Source organism: Limimaricola soesokkakensis, from assembly GCF_900172345.1.
Taxonomy (GTDB): Bacteria; Pseudomonadota; Alphaproteobacteria; order Rhodobacterales; family Rhodobacteraceae; genus Limimaricola; species Limimaricola soesokkakensis.
Genome location: NZ_FWFY01000007.1, coordinates 128,038 through 148,689, shown reverse-complemented (window position 1 = coordinate 148,689; position 20,652 = coordinate 128,038). Strand labels below are relative to the sequence as shown.

The following is a 20,652-nucleotide window of genomic DNA, read 5'->3' as shown; positions in this document are numbered from 1 at the left end:
GAGTATTTCCGGAGTGAAGAAGCAGGGGCCCCGCGCCTCGGGAGCCACCGCGTGATCCGGCTCGACCGCCGACCCGAACCGTCCCGCGCCTGGACGATCGCCACGCCCTTCGTTGCCGTGGCGCTGACCATGGTGGCGGGCGGGCTGATGTTCGCGCTCCTGGGCAAGGACCCGGTCGAGGCGATCCGCACCATCTTCTGGGATCCGCTCTTCGGGGATTTCGCCTCCTATTCGCGGCCACAGCTCCTCGTGAAGGCGGGGCCGCTGATCCTCATCGCCATCGGTCTTTCCCTGGGCTTCCGGGCCGGGATCTGGAACATCGGCGCCGAGGGGCAGTACATCCTCGGGGCGATCTGCGCTGCTGCCACCGGCCTTGCCATCTATCCCGCCGAAACGTGGATCGTGTTTCCCGCGATGATCGTCGCGGGCGCGCTGGGCGGGCTGCTCTGGGCGATGATCCCGGCGCTGCTGAAGGTCCGCTTCGGCACCAACGAGGTACTGGTCTCCCTGATGCTGGTCTATGTCGCCGAAGCGCTGCTGGCCTCGATGTCGCTGGGGCTGCTGCGCAATCCCGAGGGCATGGGCTTTCCCGGGTCGCGCAACCTCGCGCAATACCCCTCCGCCGCCAATCTCGACCTGATCCCGGGCACGGGGCTGCATTGGGGCGTGGCGCTGGCCTTCGCCGCGGTGATCGTGGGCCAGGTGGTGATGACCCGCCACCAGCTCGGCTTCAGGGTCCGCCTCGCCGGGCAGAGCCCGCGCGCCGCCGTCTTCGGCGGCGTCAATCCGGGCTGGCTCGTCGTGGTCTGCATGGGCATCTCCGGCGGGCTTGCCGGGCTCGCGGGGATGTTCGAGGTGGCCGGACCCGCGGGTCGGCTCAGCATCGACTTCAACGTGGGCTACGGCTTCACCGCGATCATCGTGGCCTTCCTCGGGCGGCTGAACCCCATCGGCATCCTGCTGGCCGGGCTGCTGATGGCGCTCACCTATATCGGCGGCGAGCTGGCGCAGCTGCAGATGAACCTGCCGCTCGCCGCGATCCAGATGTTCCAGGGGATGCTGCTGTTCTTCCTGCTGGCGATCGACGTCCTGACGAATTTCAGCTTCCGGTTCGGCCGGAGGGCGGTGGCATGAGCAACATCGATCCAATCCTGCTGCTGTCGGCGATCATCGTCGTCTCGACACCGATCCTGCTGGCGGCGATCGGCGAGCTGGTCGTCGAGCGCGCGGGCGTGCTCAATCTCGGCGTCGAGGGCATGATGATCACCGGCGCGGTCTGCGGCTTCGTCGTGGCGACCGCGACCGGCTCGCCATGGCTGGGCTTCGCGGGCGCGGCGCTGGGCGGGGCGCTTCTGTCGATGGTGTTCGGGATCCTGACCCAGCTCTTCCTGTCCAATCAGGTGGCCACCGGGCTTGCGCTGACGCTGTTCGGCCTTGGCCTCTCGGCCCTTCTGGGTCAGGGCTATATCGGCGTGAAGGGCCCCGTGGTGCCCGACCTCTACTTGCCGGGGCTGCGCGACATCCCGTTTCTCGGGCCGGTGATGTTCCGCCATGACGCGATGGTCTACATCGCGCTGCTGATCGTCGCGCTGGTCTGGCTGTTCCTGAACCGGACCCGCGCCGGCCGGGTGCTGCGCGCCGTCGGCGAAAACCACGACGCCGCCCATGCGCTGGGCTACAAGGTCGTGCGTCTGCGGCTTGCCGCGATCGCCTTTGGCGGCGCCTGCGCCGGACTTGGCGGCGCCTATCTGAGCCTCGTGCGCGTGCCGCAATGGACCGAAGGCATGACCGCCGGGGCGGGCTGGATCGCGCTGGCGATCGTGGTCTTCGCCAGCTGGCGGCCCGGCCGCCTAGTGCTGGGCGCCTGGCTGTTCGGCGGCGCCACGGCGCTGCAACTGGCGCTGCAGGCCTCGGGCGGCGTGCAGATCCCGATCGAATACCTGCAGATGGCTCCCTACTTGGCGACCATCCTCGTTCTCGTCATCCTGCGGGCGGGGCGCGCCCCCGGCTCGCTCGGCCGCCCCTTCCACGCCTCGAGCTGAGGCGGAAGATCCACCAACAGGGAACAACGACATGACCTTCAAGACAGTGCTTCTCGGTGCCACCGCCGCCATGGGCCTCGCCACCGGGGCGATGGCGCAGGACGACAAGACCAAGGTGGGCTTCATCTATGTCGGGCCGGTGGGCGATCTCGGCTGGACCTACCAGCACGACCAGGGCCGCCTCGCCGTCGAGGAGGAATACGGCGACAAGGTCGAGACCGTTTATGTCGAGAGCGTCCCCGAAGGCCCCGACGCCGAGCGCGTGCTGACGCAGATGGCGCTGCAGGGCGCGGACCTGATCTTCACCACCTCCTTCGGCTTCATGGAAGCGACGATGAACGTCGCCCAGAAGTTTCCGGACGTGAAGTTCGAGCACGCCACCGGCTACCAGCGCGCTGACAACGTCTCGACCTACTCCGCCCGCTTCTACGAGGGCCGCGCGGTGCAGGGCCTGATCGCGGGCGAGATGACCGAGAGCAACATCATCGGCTATATCGGCTCCTACCCGATCCCCGAGGTGATCCGCGGCATCAACGCCGCCTACATCCAGGCCAAGAAGGTGAACCCCGAGGTCGAGTTCCGCGTGGTCTGGGCCTACACCTGGTTCGACCCGGCCAAGGAAGCCGAGGCGGCCAAGGCGCTGATCGACGCCGGCGCCGACGTGATCCTCCAGCACACCGATTCCACCGCGCCGCAGGCCGCGGCGCAGGAGGCGGGCGACGTCATCACCTTCGGCCAGGCCTCGGACATGCTCGACTACGCGCCGAAGCCGCGCGTCAGCTCGATCATCGACAACTGGAACCAGTACTACATTGACCGCGTCGGCGCGGTGATCGACGGCACCTGGGAGTCGAAGGACACCTGGGACGGCATCGATGCCGGCATGGTCGAGATCGGCGAGATCACCGACGCGGTGCCCGCCGAGGTGAAGGAAGCCGCGCTGGCGCTCAAGGACGCGATCGCCTCGGGCGAAGTGCACCCCTTCACCGGCCCGCTCAAGAAGCAGGACGGCTCGGACTGGCTCGCCGAGGGCGAAGTGGCCGATGACGCGACGCTCGCCGGCATGAACTTCTACGTCGAGGGGCTCACGGGCGATATCCCGCAGTAAGCGGCGCTCTCGACAGCCTATCGAAGGCCCGCCCTCATGGCGGGCCTTTTTTTGCCCGGCGGCGCGTCTTGGTGTGGCATCCTACCACCAGAGGAGGATTCGACATGCCGAAGATCAGACCCTGCCTGTGGTACGACGGACAAGCGGAGCAGGCCGCCGAATTCTACGTCTCGGTGTTCCCGAACTCGCGAGTCACCGCCCGCAACACCAGCGCCGTGGATTGGCCCGGCGGCAAGGCGGGCGACGTCGTCCTCGTCGAGTTCAGCCTCGACGGACAGGAGATGCAGGCGCTGAACGGCGGGCCCTACACCACATTCAACGAGTCCGTGTCGCTGTCGGTCCCCTGCTCCGACCAGGCCGAACTGGACCGGCTCTGGTCCGCCCTGCTCGCGGATGGCGGAGAGGAGATGCAGTGCGGCTGGCTGAAGGACCGCTTCGGCCTGCGCTGGCAACTGGTGCCCGAGCCCTTCGAGCAGATGATGCGCGACGCCGACGAGGAGCAGTCGAAACGGTTGATGGCGGCGATGATGGAGATGGTGAAGCTCGATCTCGCAGCGCTCCGCCGCGCCTGGGAGGGCGGCTGACGCCGCCCCTTCTCTACTCAGCCGTCGGCGCGGATCGTGGCGTTGGTCGGATCGTAGGGGCTGTCCTCGGTCACCTCGGCGTCCCAAAGTTCGCGGAACATCCGGACCTTGAGCTTCGTCCCCGGCGCGGCCAGATCGGGGCGCACGTAACCCATGCCGATGGACTTGCCGAAGGCCGCCGACCAGCCGCCGGAGGTCAAACGCCCGACCTTCTCGCCACCCGCATAGAGCGCCTCGCGGCCCCACGGATCGGCGTCCGCCGGTCCGTCGATCAGCAGCGTCACGCATTTCGAGCGGATGCCGATGCCCTCCATCGCCGCCTTGCCGTGGAATTCCTTGGAGAGATCGACGAAGCGGTCGAGACCGGCCTCGAGCGGCGTCGCGTCGCGGCCCAGCTCGGTGCCGAAGGCGCGGTAGGACTTCTCCTGCCGCAGCCAGTTCTGCGCCCGCGCGCCCACCAGCTTCATCCCCGAAGACGCGCCCGCCTCCATCAGCTTGTCCCACAGGTGGTTCTGCATCTCGATCGGGTGATGCAGCTCCCAGCCCAGCTCGCCGGTATATGCCACCCGCAGCGCCCGCACCGGCACCATGCCCAGCTCGATTTCGCGGCACGACAGCCACGGGAAGCGCTTGTTCGACAGCACTGTCGCCGCATCGGCGTCGCGCACCAGCCGGTTCAGCACCTCGCGCGAGCGCGGCCCCGCGATGGCGAAGACGCCCCATTGCGTGGTCACGTCCTGCACGTCGATCCGGCCGAACTCGGCCTCCTTGTCCTCGACGGCCTTCCTCAGGAAATCGCCGTCATAGGCGCTCCAGGCCCCCGCCGAGACGAGGTAGAACCGGTCCTCGGCCAGCCGCACGATGGTGTATTCGGTGCGCGTGGTGCCGGCATCCGTCAGCGCGTAGGTCAGGTTGATGCGCCCGACCTTCGGCAGCCTGTTGGTGGTGAACCAGTCGAGGAAGGCGGCCGCACCCGGCCCGGTGACCATGTGCTTGGCAAAAGCGGTGGCGTCGATCAGACCGACGCCCTCGCGGATCGCCTTGGCCTCGGCGGCGGCGTATTCCCACCAGCCGCCGCGCCGGAACGAGCGGGCGTCGTGATCGAAGCCCTCGGGCGCATCCACGGGGCCGTAATAATTCGGCCGTTCCCAGCCGTTCACCTGCCCGAACTGCGCGCCCTTCTCCTTCTGCCGGTCATAGGCGGGGGAGGTGCGCAGCGGGCGCGCCGCCGGGCGCTCCTCGTCGGGGTGGTGCAGGATGTAGACGTGCTCGTAGGCCTCCTCGTTCTTGGCCACGGCATAATCGGTGGTCATCCATGAGCCGAACCGCTTGGGGTCGAGGCTCGCCATATCGATCTCGGCCTCGCCCTCCACCATCAACTGCGCGAGGTAATGCCCCGCGCCACCGGCGGCAGTGATGCCGAAGGAGAAACCTTCGGCCAGCCACATGTTGCGCAGCCCCGGCGCCGGGCCGATCAGCGGGTTGCCGTCGGGCGTGTAGCAGATCGGGCCGTTGAAATCGTCCTTGAGCCCCACCGTCTCCGAGGACGGGATGCGGTGGATCATCGACATGTATTCCTCCTCGATCCGGTCGAGATCGAGCGGGAACAGGTCGGCGCGGAAGCTGTCGGGGACGCCATAGGGAAAACGCGCGGGCGCGCCGCGTTCGTAGGGGCCAAGAATCCAACCACCGCGCTCCTCGCGCACGTACCACTTGGCGTCAGCGTCGCGCAGCACCGGGTGCTGCGGGTTGTCCTTGCGCCATTCGACCAGGGCCGGGTCAGGCTCGGTGACGATGAACTGGTGCTCGACCGGGATCGCCGGGATCTTGATGCCCAGAAGCCGCGCGGTGCGCTGGGCGTGGTTGCCGGTGGCGGTGACGACATGCTCGGCGGTGATGACCTGTTGCTCGTCGGATGGGACGAGGTTGCCGCCCCTCTCGATCATCTTGGTCACCGTCACGCGCCATTCCGAGCCTGTCCACGCGTAGCCATCGACCTGCCACTTGCGCTCGATCGTCACGCCGCGCTGCCGCGCGCCCTTCGCCATCGCCATGGTGACATCGGCGGGATTTATGTAGCCGTCGGTCGGATGGAAGATCGCGCCTTCGAGGTCCTCGGTCCGGACCAGCGGCCAGCGCTCCTTGATCTGCGCGGGCGTCATCCATTCGAACGGCACGCCGACCGTCTCGGCGGTCGAGGCGTAAAGCATGTATTCGTCCATGCGCGCCTTCGACTGCGCCATGCGCAGGTTGCCCACCACGAAGAAGCCTGCGTCGAGGCCGGTCTCCGCCTCCAGCGTCTTGTAGAGCTTGATCGAGTGGTCGTGGATCCAGGTCGTGGCGTAGGACATGTTGAAATAGGGCAAGAGGCCGGCGGCGTGCCATGTCGAGCCCGAGGTCAGCTCGTCGCGCTCAAGAAGCATCACGTCATCCCACCCGGCTTTCGCGAGGTGATAGGCGATCGAGGTGCCGACGGCGCCACCGCCGACGACAAGGGCTTTCACATGGGTCTTCATCGCGCGCACTCCGGGGCTGGCCTTGCCCGCACCATCGCGCGAATCCGCGAAACGGCCCGAAGCCCGGCGACCTCTCGCGCGCCGAATGCGACAAGAGCGGCGCAGAGGCGCGGAAACTCTGGACAGGTGCGGCAAGCATGACGTCCAATGACGCCACCCTCTGCGCATAGTCCCGGGAGCAGCCATGAAGACGCTCGATGTCACCGAGGCGGCGCGGATCATCGACCGGATGGATAGGGGGCTGGACGGGCCCGACGTCGTCGAAACCATCGACCTGCGCGGCGTGCAGGCGGCAATGCTGAAACGCGGCATCCTCTACATTGCCGGAACCAACGAATTCTCGGACTGGTTCGAGTTCAATTTCGATTTCATCCACGACCGCGCGCCCGATGCGCATGGCTTTCGCATGGCGGCGGGCGACAGCGGTGCGATCTGGCATGCGGGATTCCTCGAACATGCGCAGATCGTCTATGCCTTTGCCAAGCCGCAGAAGCCCGCCTTCATCATCGGTCATTCGCTTGGCGGGGCCTCGGCGCAGATCGTCGGCGCCTCGCTCGGGGTGCCGAGCCTTTCCTTCGGCAGCCCGCGCACGCATCTCGGGCGCACGCATTTCGGCCGCGAGGGCTTCGTGCTCAACATCTGCCGCACCGACGACACGCTGTGCCACCTGCCGCCGCGCTTCTTCGGCTTTCGCCATATCGGCTCGGTGCACTGGCTGAGCCCGCCGGTGAGCGATGTCGAGGAGGGGCATTCGATCGCGAGCTATGCCGAGTTGCTCGAGCAGGGGCCCCTGCCCCCGACCTTCCCCAAGGCCTGGCCGCCCAGCGCCTGAGCGCCCTCGCCTGCCCGGTTGTGAAGCCCCCCGCGCCCCCGTAAAAGACGCGCAACGTCTGGGAGGACCTCATGCAGATCTGCCGAAGCATCGCCGCCATCCGCGACGCGGTCGCAGGGTTTCGCGCCGAAGGCCAGAGCATCGGCCTCGTCACCACCATGGGCGCCCTGCATGCCGGCCATATGAGCCTGATCGACGCGGCCAGACGCGATCATGGCCGGGTCGTCGCGACGATCTTCGTAAACCCGACCCAGTTCGGCGATCCGAAGGATCTTGAGACCTATCCACGCACCGAAGAGGCCGATCTGGCGATGCTGGAGGCGGCGGGCTGCGACGCGGTGCTGATCCCGCGCGCCGACGAGATCTATCCCGAAGGCGACGAGACCATCGTCGAAACGAGAGACCTCGCCGTGCGGCTGCATGGCGCGGTGCGACCCGGCCATTTCCGGGGCGTCGCCACCGTCGTCACCAAGCTGTTCAACATCACCCGCCCCGACGCCGCCTATTTCGGCGAAAAGGACTACCAGCAGCTGCAGGTGATCCGCCGCATGGCGCGCGATCTGCACATGAACATCGACATCGTCGGCGTACCGACCATGCGCGAGGCGGACGGGCTCGCCATGTCGTCGCGCAACGTCCGGCTGGGGCCCGAGGACCGGGCCGCGGCGGTGGTGCTGAACCGCGCGCTCGATCGGGCCGAGCGGATGGCCATCGAGCGCGCCAGTCCGGCGCAGATCGAGGCCGCGATCCGCGCCTGCCTCGCCGACGAGCCGCGCGCGACGCTGACCGGGCTCGACCTGGCACGGCCCGGCGACCTCGCACCGCTTTCGCAATCCGCCGACATACCCCTGTCGGAGCCCGTAGCCATCATGATCTCGGCGCAGTTCGGCGAGGTCCTCTTGATCGATCAGAGGGAGATCGCCCCATGAGCACCCAGACCGAAACGATCCGCCGCACGACGGTCCCGCAGATCGCCCGCCGCAAGGGCGGCGAGCCGATCGTCTCGCTCACCTCCTACCACGCGCACACTGCCGCGATCGTCGATCGCCACGCGGATTTCATCCTCGTGGGCGACAGCCTCGGCATGGTGATGCATGGCATGGAAAGCACGGTCGGCGTCTCGCTCGACCTGATGATCATGCATGGCCGCGCCGTGGTGCGCGGCACCAAGAAGGCGCTGGTCGTGGTCGACATGCCCTTCGGCAGCTACGAGGAAAGCCCCGCCATGGCCTTTCGCAATGCCGCACGGGTGATGAAGGAAACCCAGTGCGGCGCTGTGAAGCTGGAGGGCGGCGCCCGCATGGCCGAGACGATCCGCTTCCTCGTGGAGCGTGGCATCCCGGTGATGGCCCATATCGGCCTGACGCCGCAGTCGAGCCACGTCATGGGTGGCTTCAAGACCCAGGGCCGTGACGAAGAGACCTGGGAGGCGCATCTCGAGGATGCGCGCGCCGTGGCCGAGGCCGGCGCCTTTGCGGTGGTGCTCGAGGGCATGGTCGAGCCGCTGGCCGCCAAGATCACCAAGGCGGTGGAGATCCCGACCATCGGCATCGGCGCATCGGCCGAATGCGACGGCCAGATTCTGGTGCTCGAGGACATGCTGGGACTGAATCCGTGGACCCCGAAATTCGTGAAGGTCTATGGCCAGCTCGGCCCGATGATTGAAGATTCCGTAAAACGCTACGCCGAGGACGTGAAGTCACGCGCCTTTCCGACGGAGGACGAGGTATACCGCTGACACATGTTGTTGAAAGGATACCGATGTTCCATCGTCGTCACCTGATCGCCCTTGGCTTCGCCGGGCTTCTTGCGGCCTGCGGCACGCCCGATCCGAACCCGCTGTCGCGCACGGCGCGTAGCGAGTTGCAGCTTGCCGACATCATGGTCACGGCCGAGGGCGCGGGCTTCGAGAGCGGCGCGGCCCGTGACTACACGAGCCGTATCGCGCCCGATCTCGACGCGGCGCTGAGCCGGGAATTCGCCGACAGGTTGGGCCGGGGCGGCCAATGGCGGATGCTGGTCGAGGTATCCCGGGTCAATCTCGCCGGTGGTACCGCGACGGCGCGGGGACGCGACCAATCGCGGCTTTCGGGGGCGGTGCGCGTCATCGATCCAACGGGGGCGCTGCGCGGCAGCTACACGGTGCAGGTCCTTGCGGGCGAGGCCGCCGAAACCCGGACCGGCACGCTTGTCGGCGCGGTGACCAACTCGGCGGGCGGGTATTACCGCGATCTGCTGGCGGCCTTTGCACGCGACACGCGCGAACAGGTGCTGGGCGGCGATCTGCCGGGCCAGCGTCTCGTGCGGCGCATGTCGAACTGATCAGGTACCGTTTGAACTGATCAGGTACCGAGCGGCCCGCCCCTGCCGGGCCGCTCTCGCAAACGGGCCTGCAGCCTGTGAGCGGTCGCCGCATAGGCGGCCAGCACACCGAACAGGACCATCAGCGTGCGCGCGACGCTCAGATCCGCAGGCGTGTTCGACCCGAGGCAGACCAGCCCCGACAGGAACGCGAGCGCGAAAAATGCGATGGCCCAGTTGCGCATTGAAACTTGAATCCCGTTGGTTTCAGTCGCCCGTGCAACGCGCCTGACACGTTTTCGGTTCCGATGACATGGACGTTCTCAGGCGTCCTGCGGCCTCACGAGATCGGGAAGCGGCACCCCTTCGGCCAGCGCCGCGATATTGGCGATCACCCGATCGCCCATCGCCAGGCGCCCCTCCACCGTGGCCGAGCCCATATGCGGAAGCAGCACAACGTTCGGCAGTGCCCGCAGCCGCGGATTGATCTCGCGCCGCTTCTCGAACACGTCGAGTCCGGCGCCGCCGATTTCGCCCGCGCGCAGCGCCCGGGTCAGGGCATTCTCGTCGATCACCTCGCCGCGCGACGTGTTCACCACGACCGCGCCCGGCTTCATCAGCGCGATCCGGCGCGCATTGACCAGATGGTAGGTGGCCGGGGTATGCGGGCAGTTGATCGACAGCACGTCGGCCTGCGCGATCATCTGGTCGAGGCTGGACCACCAGCGCGCCCCAAGCGCCTCCTCGACTTCCATCGGCAGCCTGTTGCGGTTGTGATAGCCGATCGTCATGCCGAAGGCGGCAGCGCGGCGAGCGACCGCCTGACCGATCCGGCCCATGCCGAGAATCGCCAGGTTGCGACCGGCGATCCGGCCACCCAAGAGCAGGTCCGGCGACCAGCCGTCCCATTCGCCCGACTGCAGCAGCGCGAAGGCCTCCGGCAACCGGCGCGTCACCGCGAGGATCAGCACCATTGTCACGTCGGCGGTGTCCTCGGTTGCGACATCGGGGGTGTTGGTCACCGCGATACCATGCCGCGCCGCGGCGGCGACGTCGATATGATCGACGCCCGCGCCGAAATTGGCCAGAAGCCGCAGCCGCTCTCCCGCCGCCTCGAGACACGCGGCACTGATCCGGTCCGAAAGGGTGGTGACCAGCACTTCGGCCTCGCGCAGTGCCGCATCGAGCGCCTCGCCCCCGAGCGGTGCCTCCGCCGGTCCCGGCGTGAAATCGAACCGTGCCGCGAATTGTCGCTCCACCCCTTCGGGCAGGCGTCGCGTGGCGATCACACGAAGCCGCTTCTCCGACATGCGAACGTCCCTTGCGCTTTTCCCCGAACCGGCTTCATGACAGAGTGCCGGGACCGGGCGCGCGACGCAAGAACGCGCCTTCTGCGGGCCAGTGGCCTCGGCATCGGGACCAGACGGACAGGGCGCGGATGACGCATTTCGGACCAATCGTGACGCTGCTGTTGGCTCTGGCGGCACAGCCGGTGCTGGCGCAGGACGCGCCGGGCAGCCGCCCCAAGCCCCGGCCCGAGCGGTCGGAGACCGTGGCAGCGGCGCCGCAGCCGGCGCCCGACCCCGCCTCGCCCGCCGCCTCGCGCGAGATCGCGGTGCCGGAAGGGCCCGAGCGGGGTCCCGAAACCAACCTGCCGCTGCCGCGCTTCGTGTCGCTTTCGACCGATCGCGGCAACGTCCGGCGCGGCCCGTCGCTGTCGCACCGGATCGACTGGGTGTTCCTGCGCCGTGACATGCCGCTGCAGGTGACCGCCGAATACGGTCACTGGCGCCGCGTCACCGACCGCGAGGGGGTGGGCGGCTGGATGCACTACGCGATGCTGTCCGGCGTGCGCACGGTGATCGTCGATGCCGAACTGCTGCCCCTGCGCAGCCGGCCGCAGGAGAACGCCACAGTGGTGGCGCAACTCGAGGCCGGCGTGGTGGCACGGCTGGGCGAATGCGAACCGGACTGGTGCCGCCTCACCGCCGGCGGCTACAAGGGCTGGGCGCCCAAGACGCTGATCTGGGGCGTCGCCCCGGACGAGATCCGGGACTGATCGCATGGCAGCGCAGCGCGACGACGACCGGCTGAACCTCTCGGCCGGGATCGCCTCCGTTGCGGTGGCCCTGATCCTGATCGCGGCCAAGCTCTGGGCGCTGTTCCAGACCGGCGCCCTGTCGGTCGCCGCCACACTGGCCGATTCGGCGTTGGATCTGGCGATGTCGCTGGGCGCGCTGGCGGCGATAGCCTATGCGGCGCGGCCGGCCGATGACGACCACGCCTTCGGCCATGGCTCGGCCGAGGATCTCGCGGCGCTGGGGCAATGCCTGTTCATCCTCGCCTCGGCCGCGCTGATCGGAGGCGCCGGGGCGCAGCGCCTCGCCAACCCCGCCCCCGCGATGCCCACCGCGGAAGGGGCGGGCATCGCGGTGATGTCGCTGTCGATCGGGTTGACGCTGGCCCTCGTCGGCTGGCAGCGCCACGTGGCGCGCGCCACCGGCAACCGCGTGGTGGCGGCGGATTCGCTGCATTACCTCGGCGACCTCGTGCCCGCGCTCGGCGCGATCGGCGCGCTATGGGCCTCGCGTCGCTTCGGGCTGGGCTGGGTCGACCCGGTCGTCGCGATCGGCGCCGCGCTGCTGATGGCGCGCGGCGCGCTGATCATCGGGCGCGACGCCTGGGACGCGCTGATGGACCGGGCGGTGGATGCCGAAACCGTCGCCGGGATCGAGGCGATCGCCAACGATTTCCCGGGCGTGCACGGGCATCACGACCTGCGCACGCGTCGCTCCGGCGGCCGGGTCTTCGTGAACCTGCATATCGAGCTCGACGGCACGCAGAGCCTGCAGGAGGCGCATGCCATCGGCGCCGCGCTCAAGCACGAGATCCTCGCCCGATACCCGCGCGCCGACGTGATCATCCACAAGGACCCGGTCTGAGGTCAGTAGCTCGAGGGCGGGTCCGAGGCCGGAAAGCTTTCGTCCGCCGTCTCGTCCTGCAGGTCCCAGCGCCGCGGCGGATCGCGCATTTCCTCGCGCCCGGCCTGCCGCACCGGCCCGCCATCGTCATGGGCGAAGGCCGCGTAGCCCCCATGGCGGACCTGGCTGGCCTGTATCCGATCCATTCCGGCCTCGGCCGCCTCGCGGATCTCGCTGCGATAGCGCCGGACCAGCCAAACCGCGCCGCCCAGAAGGGCCAGCGCCGGCAAAAGCGCGGGCCCGCGTTTTCGGTGATGTCGCATGACGTGTCTCCGATCCCTGTCCTTGGGGAGGAAACGCCTGCCCGTTGGGCTCGTTCCGGGAACGTCCCACCTTCAGCCAACGTTGGCCTGACAGGATCAATCAAACCCGGAGGCCGCCCATGTCCGCCAATCCAGATACGCTCGAAGGCCGTCTCCTGGCCCAGCGCAAGGTGCTTGCCCGGCTGGTCGCCGCACTCGACGGGCCGGCGGGCGACGAGCTGCGCGACTACATCCGCGACCGCAGCCACATGATCGCCGACGAAGAGGACCCCGGCGCGGTGCCCGGCGAAGGCCTCTCAATCGAGGGCGCCCTCGCCGACGAGATGCACCACATCTTCGAAGCCGCCGAGGCGCATCGCAAGGCGGTCTGATCCGCATGGCGATGAAAAAGGGGCGCGGAAAACCGCGCCCCCCTCAATGTCTTTGGGGCACTACCGGGACACTCAGTCCCAAAAGCCTTCATCCACGCCTTCGAGCGCTTCCAGCTCCTCTTCGCTCAGGCGGGTCACGATCGCATAGGTCGCGTCGTCGACAGCGACGAGGCGGACATCGCCGGTGGCCAGCATCACGTGCTTGTCCGCGATGTCGAGAAAGCCGCCGACCTCGGCCACCACGCCGACCATCTGGCCGTCCCTCGACAGGACCACGTCCTCGATCTCGCCGATCTCGTTCCAGTCCGCGCCAAGTTCATCATAGGCGCTGACGCCGTCCCAGCCTTCGTCATCGGCCTCGTTAGTGGTGTAGATCGCCCCGCCGGTGATGTCGCGGGTCCGGATCAGATCCCCCTGCATGCCCGACAGGTCGGCGCTCGTCATCGCCGGGGTCTCGGTCATGACGTGGCTTTCGGCCAGCGCGCCGGTGGCGACGACGGAAAGGGCGAGGGCGCTTGCGGTGAAGAGTTTCATCTTGGGCGTTCCTTTGTTGGTCCGTGTTGCCGACTCAACGGGCCGGGCGGGGCGCAGTTCCCCGTCCCATCCCGCTCCGACCTTCCCCTCGCGTCAGTTCAGGCCGCCAGTCCCCGCCCCTTCAAGAGGGCCTCGACGCTCGGCGTCGCGCCCCGGAACCGCTCGTAGAGCACCCCGGCCTCCTCCGAGCCGCCGCGTGACAGCACATGCGCCTCGAGCCTGCGCGCGGTGTCGGGATCGAAGGGATCGCCGGTCTCGCGGAACGCCTCGAAGGCGTCCGCATCCATCATCTCGGACCACAGGTAGCTGTAATAGCCCGCCGCATAGCCGTCGCCCGAGAAGACATGCGCGAAATGCGGCGTGGCGTGGCGCATCGCGATGGCGCGGGGCATACGGATCTCTTCCAGCAGTTCCGCCTGTCGCTGCATCGGGTCGGCGGGGGCCGGGCCGCAATGAAACTCGAGATCGACGATGGCCGAGGCCGTCTGTTCGACCGTGGCGAAGCCTTGATCGAAATTCGCCGCTGCCAGCATCTTTTCCATCAGCGCCTCGGGCATCGGCGCGCCGGTTTCGGCATGGGTGGCGAATTCGCGCAGCACCTGCGGCACCTCGAGCCAGTGTTCGAAAAGCTGGCTCGGAAGTTCGACGAAATCGCGCGCCACCGAGGTGCCCGAGATGCTCTCCCATGTCACGTCGGACAGCATCTGGTGCAGCGCGTGACCGAACTCGTGGAAGAGGGTGCGCGCATCGTCGAAGGAGAGCAGCGCCGGTTCGCCCGCGTCGGGCTTCGCGAAGTTGCACACGTTGAGCACCAGCGGCCGCACCTCCTGCCCGCCCATGCGATGCTGCTGGCGCATCGTCGTGCACCACGCACCGGAGCGCTTGGACGGCCGGGCGAACCAGTCGCCGATGAAGACGGCAAGGTGCTTGCCGGCCCGGGTGATCTCGAAGGCGCGGGCATCGGGGTGGTAGAGCGGTGCCTCGATCTCGCGCACTTCGATCCCGAACAGGCGATGCGCCACAGAAAAGGCGGCCTCGATCATCCGGTCGAGCTGGAGATAGGGCTTGAGCGTGCCGTCATCGATCTCGTGCTCGGCCCGGCGGCGGGCCTCGGCATAGTAGCGCCAGTCCCAAGGCTCCAGTGGCCCCTCATGCCCGTCGGCACGCAGCATCTCCTCGTAGATCTCGGCATCGGCTTCGGCCGCGGCGCGCGCCGGATCCCAGACCGCGTGCAGAAGCTCGCGCACAGATTGCGGATCCCCCGCCATCTCGGTTTCGAGCTTCCACGCGGCGTAGTCATCGTGGCCCAGAAGCTTCGCACGTTCCTCACGCAGCCTCAGCGTTTCGGCGGCGATGGCGCGGTTGTCGGTTTCGCCGCCATTCATGCCCCGAGCGGTCCACGCCTCGAAAGCCTTCTTCCTCAGCGCCCGGTCCGGCGAATATTGCAGGAACGGCACCACCAGCGAACGCGAGAGGGTGATGACCGGCCCGTTCTCGCCACCTGCGGATTTCGCGGCCGACCGCAGACCGGCGGGCAGCGGCGCCAGCGCTTCGGGCGACAGCGGCATGGTCCAGCCCGCCTCGTCCGCAAGCAGGTTCTGCGAGAACTGCGTGCCCAGCACCGAGAGCCTTGCGCGGATCTCGGCCATGCGTTCCGCCTGTGCGCCTTCGAGCCGCGCCCCGGCCCGCACGAAGCGGCGATGCGTCAGCATCAGCACCCGCGCCGCTTCCGGGTCGAGGTCGAGCGTCTCGCGCGATTGCCAAAGCGTATCGATCCGCTCGAACAGCGCGCGGTTGCCGATCACCCAGGAGGTGTAGGCCGAGAGCATCGGCGCGAAGTCGCGCTGGAGCGACTGGCGCGCCGGCGTGCTGTCGGCGCTGGCCACGGCGTAAAAGGCGCCGAACACCCGGCCTATGCCCTCATCGGACATCTCCAAAGCGGCGATGGTGTTGTCGAAGCTGGGCGGCTCGGGGTTCGCGGCAATCGCCTCGACGGCGACACGCGCCTCGGCGATCACCGCCTCTGCCGCGGGCATCCAGTGATCGTCTTCGATGCGGTCATAGGGCGGCAGGCCGAAGGGCGTGTCCCAGGGCGCCAGTAGCGGATTGGTCATGCAGGTCTCCTTTGTCGGGAAACCTATGGGTGCGCGGCCCGCGCTTCCAGCCCCCGCCCGCCGCAGACCGGGCAGCCCGGGCGGGGCCGGATCACAATACTGCGGTTCTCGGCATAGAGCGTGTCGATGATCGCCAGCCGCCCCGCCAGCGTCTCGCCCGCCCCCGTCAGCCGCTTGATCGCCTCGGCCGCCATCGTCGCGCCGACGATGCCCGGCAGCGGCGACAGCACCCCCGCCTCGGCGCAGGAGGGGATGAGCGAGGCGTCGGGCCGCTCGGGAAAGACGCAGGCCCAACAGGGCGTGCCGCGCGCCGGCTCGTAAAGCGAGATCTGCCCTTCCCATTGGGTCAAGGCCGCCGCCACGAGCGGCTTTTCGGTCGCGACGGCGGCGGCGTTGACCGCCTCGCGGGTGGCGAAGTTGTCGGTGCCGTCGAGCACGAGGTCGTAATCCTCGAAGAGATCCTCCGCGATCTCGGGCGTCAGGCGGCGCTCATAGGGCCGGATCTCCACATGCGGGTTCTGCGCGCGCAGCTTGGCGGCGGCGGCGTGGACCTTGGGCATGCCGATTTGCGCCTCGTCGAACAGCACCTGCCGCCCAAGATTGCTCAGATCCACCGCGTCGTCGTCGATCACACCGATGGTGCCGACGCCCGAGGCCGCGAGATAGGTCAGCGCCGGACAGCCCAGGCCACCCGCGCCGACGACCAGCACTTTCGCGCGCCTGAGCGCACCCTGCCCCGGCCCGCCGATTTCTCGCAGGGTGATGTGGCGCGCGTAGCGGGTCAGTTCGGTTTCCGAGAACCCCTTGCGCGGGGCCGGAACGGCCGCAGGCGCCGCACGCGATTTCAACCGCCGCAGCCCCTTGGAATAAAGCCAGACCAGCGCGCCGCCTGCCAGAAGCAGCAGCCAGAACGCCGCCTCGCCACCCATTGCCTCGCGCAGCGGATGACCGTCGGGCAGCACCAGATGCGCGGCGATCACGCCGGTCATCAGGAGGCCTATCATGTAAAGCCGGGCGCGGCGCGGCGCGCCGGTGAGCGCGCCGATGCCCCACAGCGCGGCGATCATCACGCCCACCAGGATCATGCGATGCCCCCGGTCGAGCCGAAGCCGCCTTGCCCGCGCGCCGTGTCGTCGAGATCCGTGGCCAGATCGAAGTCCGCCATGACCACGGGCGCCAGCACCGCCTGGGCGATGCGCATGCCATGGGCGATGGTGAAGCTTTCCTGCCCGGCATTCATGACGATCACCCCCAAGGGCCCGCGATAATCGCTGTCGATGGTGCCGGGGCTGTTCGGCAGGGTGATGCCGTGCTTCAGCGCCAGCCCCGACCGGGGCCGCAGCTGCAACTCATAGCCTTCGGGCACCGCGACGCGCAGCCCCGTCGGCACCAGAGCGCGGGCGCCCGGGACGAGCAGGATCCCCGCCTCGCGGTCAAGAGGGTCGAGATTGGCCACCAGGTCCGCCCCCGCCGCCCCGGCCGTCTGGTAGGTCGGCAGCGGCAGCGACCGGTCCGCCGTGTCGGTCCAGCACAGCCTCACCCCGATGCGCGATCCCATGTTCATCTTTCCTCAAATACGCCCGCCGGAGGCGGTCCCGCCGGCCGGGCCCAGCGCCTCGGCCAGCTTCTGCGCGAGCCGCTCGGCCACCGCCCGCTTGGCCATGCGAGGCCATTCCTCGGCCCCTTCTTCGGTAATCAGCGTCACCGCGTTCTCGGTGCCACCCATGATCCCGGTGCCCGGCGAGACATCATTGGCGACGATCCAGTCGCACCCCTTGCGCGCCCGCTTGGCGGTGGCGTTGGCGATCACGTCGTCGGTCTCGGCGGCAAAGCCCACGACGAGTTCGGGCCGCCCCACCGCCATGCCCGCGACGCGCGCAAGGATGTCGGCATTCTCGGTCAGAGACAGGTCAGGCAGCGCCCCGGCGCGCTTCTTGATCTTTCGATCCGAGGCGGTCCCGACGCGCCAGTCGGCCACGGCAGCGGCAAAGATCGCCGCGTCGGCGGGCAGCGCCGCCTCGACGGCGGCGAGCATCTCGGCCGCGGTTTCCACCGCCACGATCTCCGCGCCCTCCGGCGGGGCTGCACTGGCTGGGCCGGTCACGAAGGTGACGCGCGCCCCCAGCCGCAGCAGCGCCGTCGCGATGGCCGTGCCCTGCGCGCCCGACGACCGGTTGGCGATATAGCGCACCGGGTCGATCGGCTCATGGGTGGGCCCCGAGGTGACAAGCACGTGACGCCCCGAAAGCGGACGATCGGCGGGAGCGAGAGCGGCCTCGATCGCAGCGAGGATCGCGGCAGGTTCGGACATTCGCCCCGGCCCGTATTCGCCGCAGGCCATCTCGCCTTCGTCGGGACCGACCACCATCACGCCGTCGCCCTTCAAGATCGCGAGGTTGCGCCGGGTCGCGGGATGCTCCCACATCCGCACGTTCATCGCAGGCGCGATCAGCACCGGCGTGTCGGTGGCCAAGAGCAGCGTCGAGGCGAGATCCGAAGCCCGGCCCTGCGCCATCTTGGCCATCATTTCGGCTGTGGCCGGAGCCACCACCAATAGATCGGCCACGCGCGACAGCTGGATATGCCCCATCTCCGCCTCGGCGGTGAGGTCGAACAGCGCCTCGTGAACCTTTCTGCCTGCAAGGGCCGAGACCGAGAGCGGCGTGACGAACTGGCCCGCGCTTTCGGTCATGACCGGCGTCACCTCATGACCCGCCTTCGACAGCTGCCGGATCAACTCAAGCGACTTGTAGGCTGCGATGCCGCCGCCGATGATCAGGAGGATGTGCGACATGGCTTCGCCCCGCAGTCAATGCGGGGCGACCCTAGGGCTTTGATGCGGCGGGGGCAATCGGCGGCTCAGGCGAAGAAGCCGCGGACCTCGCGCGACTGCGTCTCGAGGCTGCGGCGCATCTTGCCGAAGGCGGCCGCTTCGAGCTGGCGCACCCGTTCCTTCGACAGGCCCAGCTCGTCACCGAGGCTTTCGAGCGTGCGCGGCTCGTCGCGCAGCTTGCGCTCGCGCACGATGAACTGCTCGCGGGCATTGAGCGCCGAGAGCGCCGAAAGCAGCCATTGCCGCAGCATGTCGGTGTCGTGGTTGTTCTGGACCAGCTCCGCGGCCTGGATACCCTCGTCTTCGAGCGCCTCGATCCATTCGCGGCCCTCATCCTCGGTCGATTGTGTCGCGTTGAGCGAGAAATCGGACCCGGACAGACGGCCCTCCATCATCTCCACGTCGGCGAGCGGTACGCCCACCTCCTTGGCGATCATCTTGCGCAGCGTCGCGCCATCGAGTTCGCGCCCTTCGGCCGCGGCCTCGCGCTCGATCCGGGCCTGCACCCGGCGCATGTTGAAGAACAGCGATTTCTGGGACGAGGTCGAGCCGGTACGCACCATCGACCAGTTGCGCATCACGTAGTCCTGAATCGACGCCTTGATCCACCAGACCGCATAGGTCGAGAAGCGCACTCCGCGATCGGGGTCGAACTTGTCGGCCGCCTTCATGAGACCCAGCGAGGCCTCCTGAATGAGGTCGTTCATCGGCGCGCCGTAGCGGCGGAACTTCGAAGCCATGGAGATGGCGAGGCGCATATAGGCGGTGATGAGCCGGTGCAGCGATTTCTCGCAACGCTGGTCGCGCCAGGCATAGGCGAGTCGCAGCTCGGTCTCGGCGTCTAGGAGTTCTGCCCGCATCGCGTTGCGGGTCATCGACTGGTCCGCAAATCCGTCAAAAGCCATGTCATCGTCCCCGGGACATTAGAGGGTCGGTGCGCTTGCCATGGCCGGACGGCCTGCTAGTCACCTTGCTGACCGTTAACGCGGCACCCTTCGAGAAAGTTTCCGACATGACCTTGCAGAATTTGACGTTGGTTCTAGGCGGGGCCGCATCGGGCAAGTCGGACTTTGCCGAAAGCCTTGCGAAAAAGGCCGAGAAGCAGCTCGTCTATATCGCCACCGCGCAGGCCTTCGATCGCGAGATGCAGGAAAAGATCGACCGGCACCGCCAGTCGCGGGGCCCCGGTTGGCGCACGGTCGAGACACCGCTCGACCCGAGTTCGGCCTTTTCCAGCCTTGAGGCTGGCGAGATCGCGCTGCTCGACTGCGCGACGCTGTGGCTGTCGAACCTGCTTCTTGCAGAGGCCGATCTTGCCGCCGAGGAAGCACGGCTTTTCGCGGCCCTTGCCGACTGCCAGGCCCCGGTCATCGTGGTCTCAAACGAGGTCGGTGCCGGGATCGTGCCGGAAAACGCGCTCGCGCGGCGGTTCCGCGCCGCGCAGGGCGGCTTCAACCGGCGCCTCGCCGCGCGGGCCGATACGGTGATCGGGGTGATGGCGGGGCTGCCCTTCGCGCTCAAGGGCGAAATGCCATGAGCGCGCTGTGGTTGATCCGGCACGGGCCCACCCACGCAAAGGGCATGTGCGGCTGGTCCGACCTGCCCGCCGACCTGTCCGATTTGGCGGCGCTGGCGCGGCTCTCGGCCCGGCTGCCCGAGGCGCCGGTGGTTTCCTCGGATCTCAACCGGGCGGTGCGAACCGCCGATGCGCTTGCGCAGGACCGGCCACGCCTTGCGCATGAGCGGGCGCTGCGCGAGATGCATTTCGGCGACTGGGAGTTGCGGCGCCACGACGAGATCGAGGCCGAGACCCCGGCGCTGATCCGCGACTTCTGGGATCGACCCGGCGATGTCGCTCCGCCGGGCGGCGAAAGCTGGAACGCGTTGCGTACCCGTTGCGATGGCGCCATCGATCGGCTCTGGAACGGCGGCGACCTGATCGTGGTGGCGCATTTCGGGGTGATCCTGACCCAGCTGCAGCGCGCGCTCGGCTGCGAGGCGCTCGAGGTCTTCGGCCACCGGATCGAGCCGCTTTCGTTAACCCGGCTGAGCCGTGAGGATGGCGTCTGGCGGGTGATCGAGATCAACGCCTTCCCCTGAGCGCCCTTCCAAGCCTGCCGAAGCTGCTTCGGCCGCCCCCCGATCCTGACGACGACGGTTAACCTTTCCTGAA

The 20,652-nt window shown here is 68.2% G+C and carries 23 protein-coding genes; 13 read left to right on the top strand and 10 right to left on the bottom strand.

Features of this window, described 5'->3' with window-relative positions; genetic code table 11:
• The first annotated feature begins 51 nt into the window (after positions 1-51).
• From LOS8367_RS12550 to LOS8367_RS12535, 4 genes are all read left to right on the top strand, one after another.
• Entirely contained in the window at positions 52-1,134 is a 1,083-nt protein-coding gene (locus tag LOS8367_RS12550; RefSeq protein WP_085896868.1) for an ABC transporter permease, read from the top strand.
• Positions 1,131-2,042, top strand: coding sequence for an ABC transporter permease (locus LOS8367_RS12545; RefSeq protein ID WP_085896867.1), 912 nt, complete (start codon positions 1,131-1,133; stop codon positions 2,040-2,042). The genes LOS8367_RS12550 and LOS8367_RS12545 overlap by 4 nt, the downstream gene beginning before the upstream one ends.
• A gap of 31 nt (positions 2,043-2,073) precedes the next feature.
• Positions 2,074-3,150 carry a BMP family ABC transporter substrate-binding protein gene (locus tag LOS8367_RS12540; RefSeq protein WP_085896866.1) on the top strand — a complete coding sequence of 359 codons (1,077 nt, stop codon included), beginning with the start codon at positions 2,074-2,076 and terminating at the stop codon, positions 3,148-3,150.
• A 104-nt stretch (positions 3,151-3,254) separates the two neighbouring features.
• The gene (locus LOS8367_RS12535) at positions 3,255-3,734 is read left to right on the top strand and encodes a VOC family protein (RefSeq protein WP_085896865.1); all 480 of its coding nucleotides are present in this window, start codon (positions 3,255-3,257) and stop codon (positions 3,732-3,734) included.
• A gap of 17 nt (positions 3,735-3,751) precedes the next feature.
• Here LOS8367_RS12535 and LOS8367_RS12530 read toward each other — a convergent pair whose 3' ends face one another.
• Positions 3,752-6,250, bottom strand: coding sequence for a GcvT family protein (locus LOS8367_RS12530; RefSeq protein ID WP_085896864.1), 2,499 nt, complete (start codon positions 6,248-6,250; stop codon positions 3,752-3,754).
• A gap of 184 nt (positions 6,251-6,434) precedes the next feature.
• Here LOS8367_RS12530 and LOS8367_RS12525 point away from each other — a divergent pair, with 184 nt between their 5' ends.
• The 4 genes from LOS8367_RS12525 to LOS8367_RS12510 all read left to right on the top strand — a co-directional run bounded on the left by LOS8367_RS12525 (position 6,435) and on the right by LOS8367_RS12510 (position 9,404).
• Complete coding sequence (locus LOS8367_RS12525) at positions 6,435-7,082, top strand: alpha/beta hydrolase family protein (protein WP_085896863.1); 648 nt, start codon at positions 6,435-6,437, stop codon at positions 7,080-7,082.
• 71 nt (positions 7,083-7,153) lie between these two features.
• Entirely contained in the window at positions 7,154-8,011 is an 858-nt protein-coding gene (gene panC / locus LOS8367_RS12520; protein WP_085896862.1) for a pantoate--beta-alanine ligase, read from the top strand.
• Entirely contained in the window at positions 8,008-8,820 is an 813-nt protein-coding gene (gene panB, locus LOS8367_RS12515; RefSeq protein WP_085896861.1) for a 3-methyl-2-oxobutanoate hydroxymethyltransferase, read from the top strand. Before panC ends, panB begins: the two co-directional genes overlap by 4 nt.
• A gap of 23 nt (positions 8,821-8,843) precedes the next feature.
• Positions 8,844-9,404, top strand: a complete 561-nt coding sequence (locus LOS8367_RS12510) for a hypothetical protein (protein ID WP_085896860.1) — start codon at positions 8,844-8,846, stop codon at positions 9,402-9,404.
• A gap of 20 nt (positions 9,405-9,424) precedes the next feature.
• Here LOS8367_RS12510 and LOS8367_RS12505 read toward each other — a convergent pair whose 3' ends face one another.
• Positions 9,425-9,628 carry a hypothetical protein gene (locus tag LOS8367_RS12505; RefSeq protein ID WP_085896859.1) on the bottom strand — a complete coding sequence of 68 codons (204 nt, stop codon included), beginning with the start codon at positions 9,626-9,628 and terminating at the stop codon, positions 9,425-9,427.
• 78 nt (positions 9,629-9,706) lie between these two features.
• Positions 9,707-10,693 (bottom strand): 2-hydroxyacid dehydrogenase, encoded by a 987-nt coding sequence (locus LOS8367_RS12500; RefSeq protein ID WP_085896858.1) that lies wholly within the window; start codon positions 10,691-10,693, stop codon positions 9,707-9,709.
• 128 nt (positions 10,694-10,821) lie between these two features.
• Here LOS8367_RS12500 and LOS8367_RS12495 point away from each other — a divergent pair, with 128 nt between their 5' ends.
• On the top strand, positions 10,822-11,442 hold the full coding sequence (locus LOS8367_RS12495) for an SH3 domain-containing protein (protein WP_242665579.1): 621 nt from the start codon (positions 10,822-10,824) through the stop codon (positions 11,440-11,442).
• Between the two features lie 4 nt (positions 11,443-11,446).
• A complete protein-coding gene (locus LOS8367_RS12490; RefSeq protein WP_085896857.1) occupies positions 11,447-12,325 on the top strand; it encodes a cation diffusion facilitator family transporter in 879 nt (292 codons plus the stop codon).
• Between the two features lie 2 nt (positions 12,326-12,327).
• On the opposite strand, the gene LOS8367_RS12485 is transcribed toward LOS8367_RS12490, so the two are convergent.
• Positions 12,328-12,627: a hypothetical protein gene (locus LOS8367_RS12485; protein WP_085896856.1), complete on the bottom strand. Its 300-nt coding sequence runs from the start codon at positions 12,625-12,627 to the stop codon at positions 12,328-12,330.
• A 119-nt stretch (positions 12,628-12,746) separates the two neighbouring features.
• On the opposite strand from LOS8367_RS12485, the gene LOS8367_RS12480 reads away from it, so the two are divergent.
• Positions 12,747-12,998 carry a hypothetical protein gene (locus tag LOS8367_RS12480; RefSeq protein WP_085896855.1) on the top strand — a complete coding sequence of 84 codons (252 nt, stop codon included), beginning with the start codon at positions 12,747-12,749 and terminating at the stop codon, positions 12,996-12,998.
• 72 nt (positions 12,999-13,070) lie between these two features.
• Here the strand turns inward: LOS8367_RS12480 and LOS8367_RS12475 are convergent, their stop codons facing one another.
• From LOS8367_RS12475 to LOS8367_RS12450, 6 genes are all read right to left on the bottom strand, one after another.
• Entirely contained in the window at positions 13,071-13,532 is a 462-nt protein-coding gene (locus tag LOS8367_RS12475; RefSeq protein WP_085896854.1) for a PRC-barrel domain-containing protein, read from the bottom strand.
• A gap of 98 nt (positions 13,533-13,630) precedes the next feature.
• Positions 13,631-15,646 carry a M3 family metallopeptidase gene (locus LOS8367_RS12470; protein WP_085896853.1) on the bottom strand — a complete coding sequence of 672 codons (2,016 nt, stop codon included), beginning with the start codon at positions 15,644-15,646 and terminating at the stop codon, positions 13,631-13,633.
• Positions 15,647-15,669: 23 nt separating this feature from the next.
• Positions 15,670-16,731: a HesA/MoeB/ThiF family protein gene (locus LOS8367_RS12465; RefSeq protein WP_085896852.1), complete on the bottom strand. Its 1,062-nt coding sequence runs from the start codon at positions 16,729-16,731 to the stop codon at positions 15,670-15,672.
• The gene (dut, locus tag LOS8367_RS12460) at positions 16,728-17,210 is read right to left on the bottom strand and encodes a dUTP diphosphatase (RefSeq protein WP_085896851.1); all 483 of its coding nucleotides are present in this window, start codon (positions 17,208-17,210) and stop codon (positions 16,728-16,730) included. Before dut ends, LOS8367_RS12465 begins: the two co-directional genes overlap by 4 nt.
• Before the next feature lie 6 nt (positions 17,211-17,216).
• Complete coding sequence (gene coaBC, locus LOS8367_RS12455; RefSeq protein WP_085896850.1) at positions 17,217-18,440, bottom strand: bifunctional phosphopantothenoylcysteine decarboxylase/phosphopantothenate--cysteine ligase CoaBC; 1,224 nt, start codon at positions 18,438-18,440, stop codon at positions 17,217-17,219.
• Between the two features lie 65 nt (positions 18,441-18,505).
• The gene (locus LOS8367_RS12450; RefSeq protein WP_085896849.1) at positions 18,506-19,384 is read right to left on the bottom strand and encodes an RNA polymerase factor sigma-32; all 879 of its coding nucleotides are present in this window, start codon (positions 19,382-19,384) and stop codon (positions 18,506-18,508) included.
• 107 nt (positions 19,385-19,491) lie between these two features.
• Here LOS8367_RS12450 and cobU point away from each other — a divergent pair, with 107 nt between their 5' ends.
• The gene (gene cobU, locus LOS8367_RS12445; RefSeq protein ID WP_085896848.1) at positions 19,492-20,016 is read left to right on the top strand and encodes a bifunctional adenosylcobinamide kinase/adenosylcobinamide-phosphate guanylyltransferase; all 525 of its coding nucleotides are present in this window, start codon (positions 19,492-19,494) and stop codon (positions 20,014-20,016) included.
• Complete coding sequence (locus LOS8367_RS12440) at positions 20,013-20,579, top strand: histidine phosphatase family protein (protein ID WP_085896847.1); 567 nt, start codon at positions 20,013-20,015, stop codon at positions 20,577-20,579. The genes cobU and LOS8367_RS12440 overlap by 4 nt, the downstream gene beginning before the upstream one ends.
• Positions 20,580-20,652 lie beyond the last annotated feature (73 nt).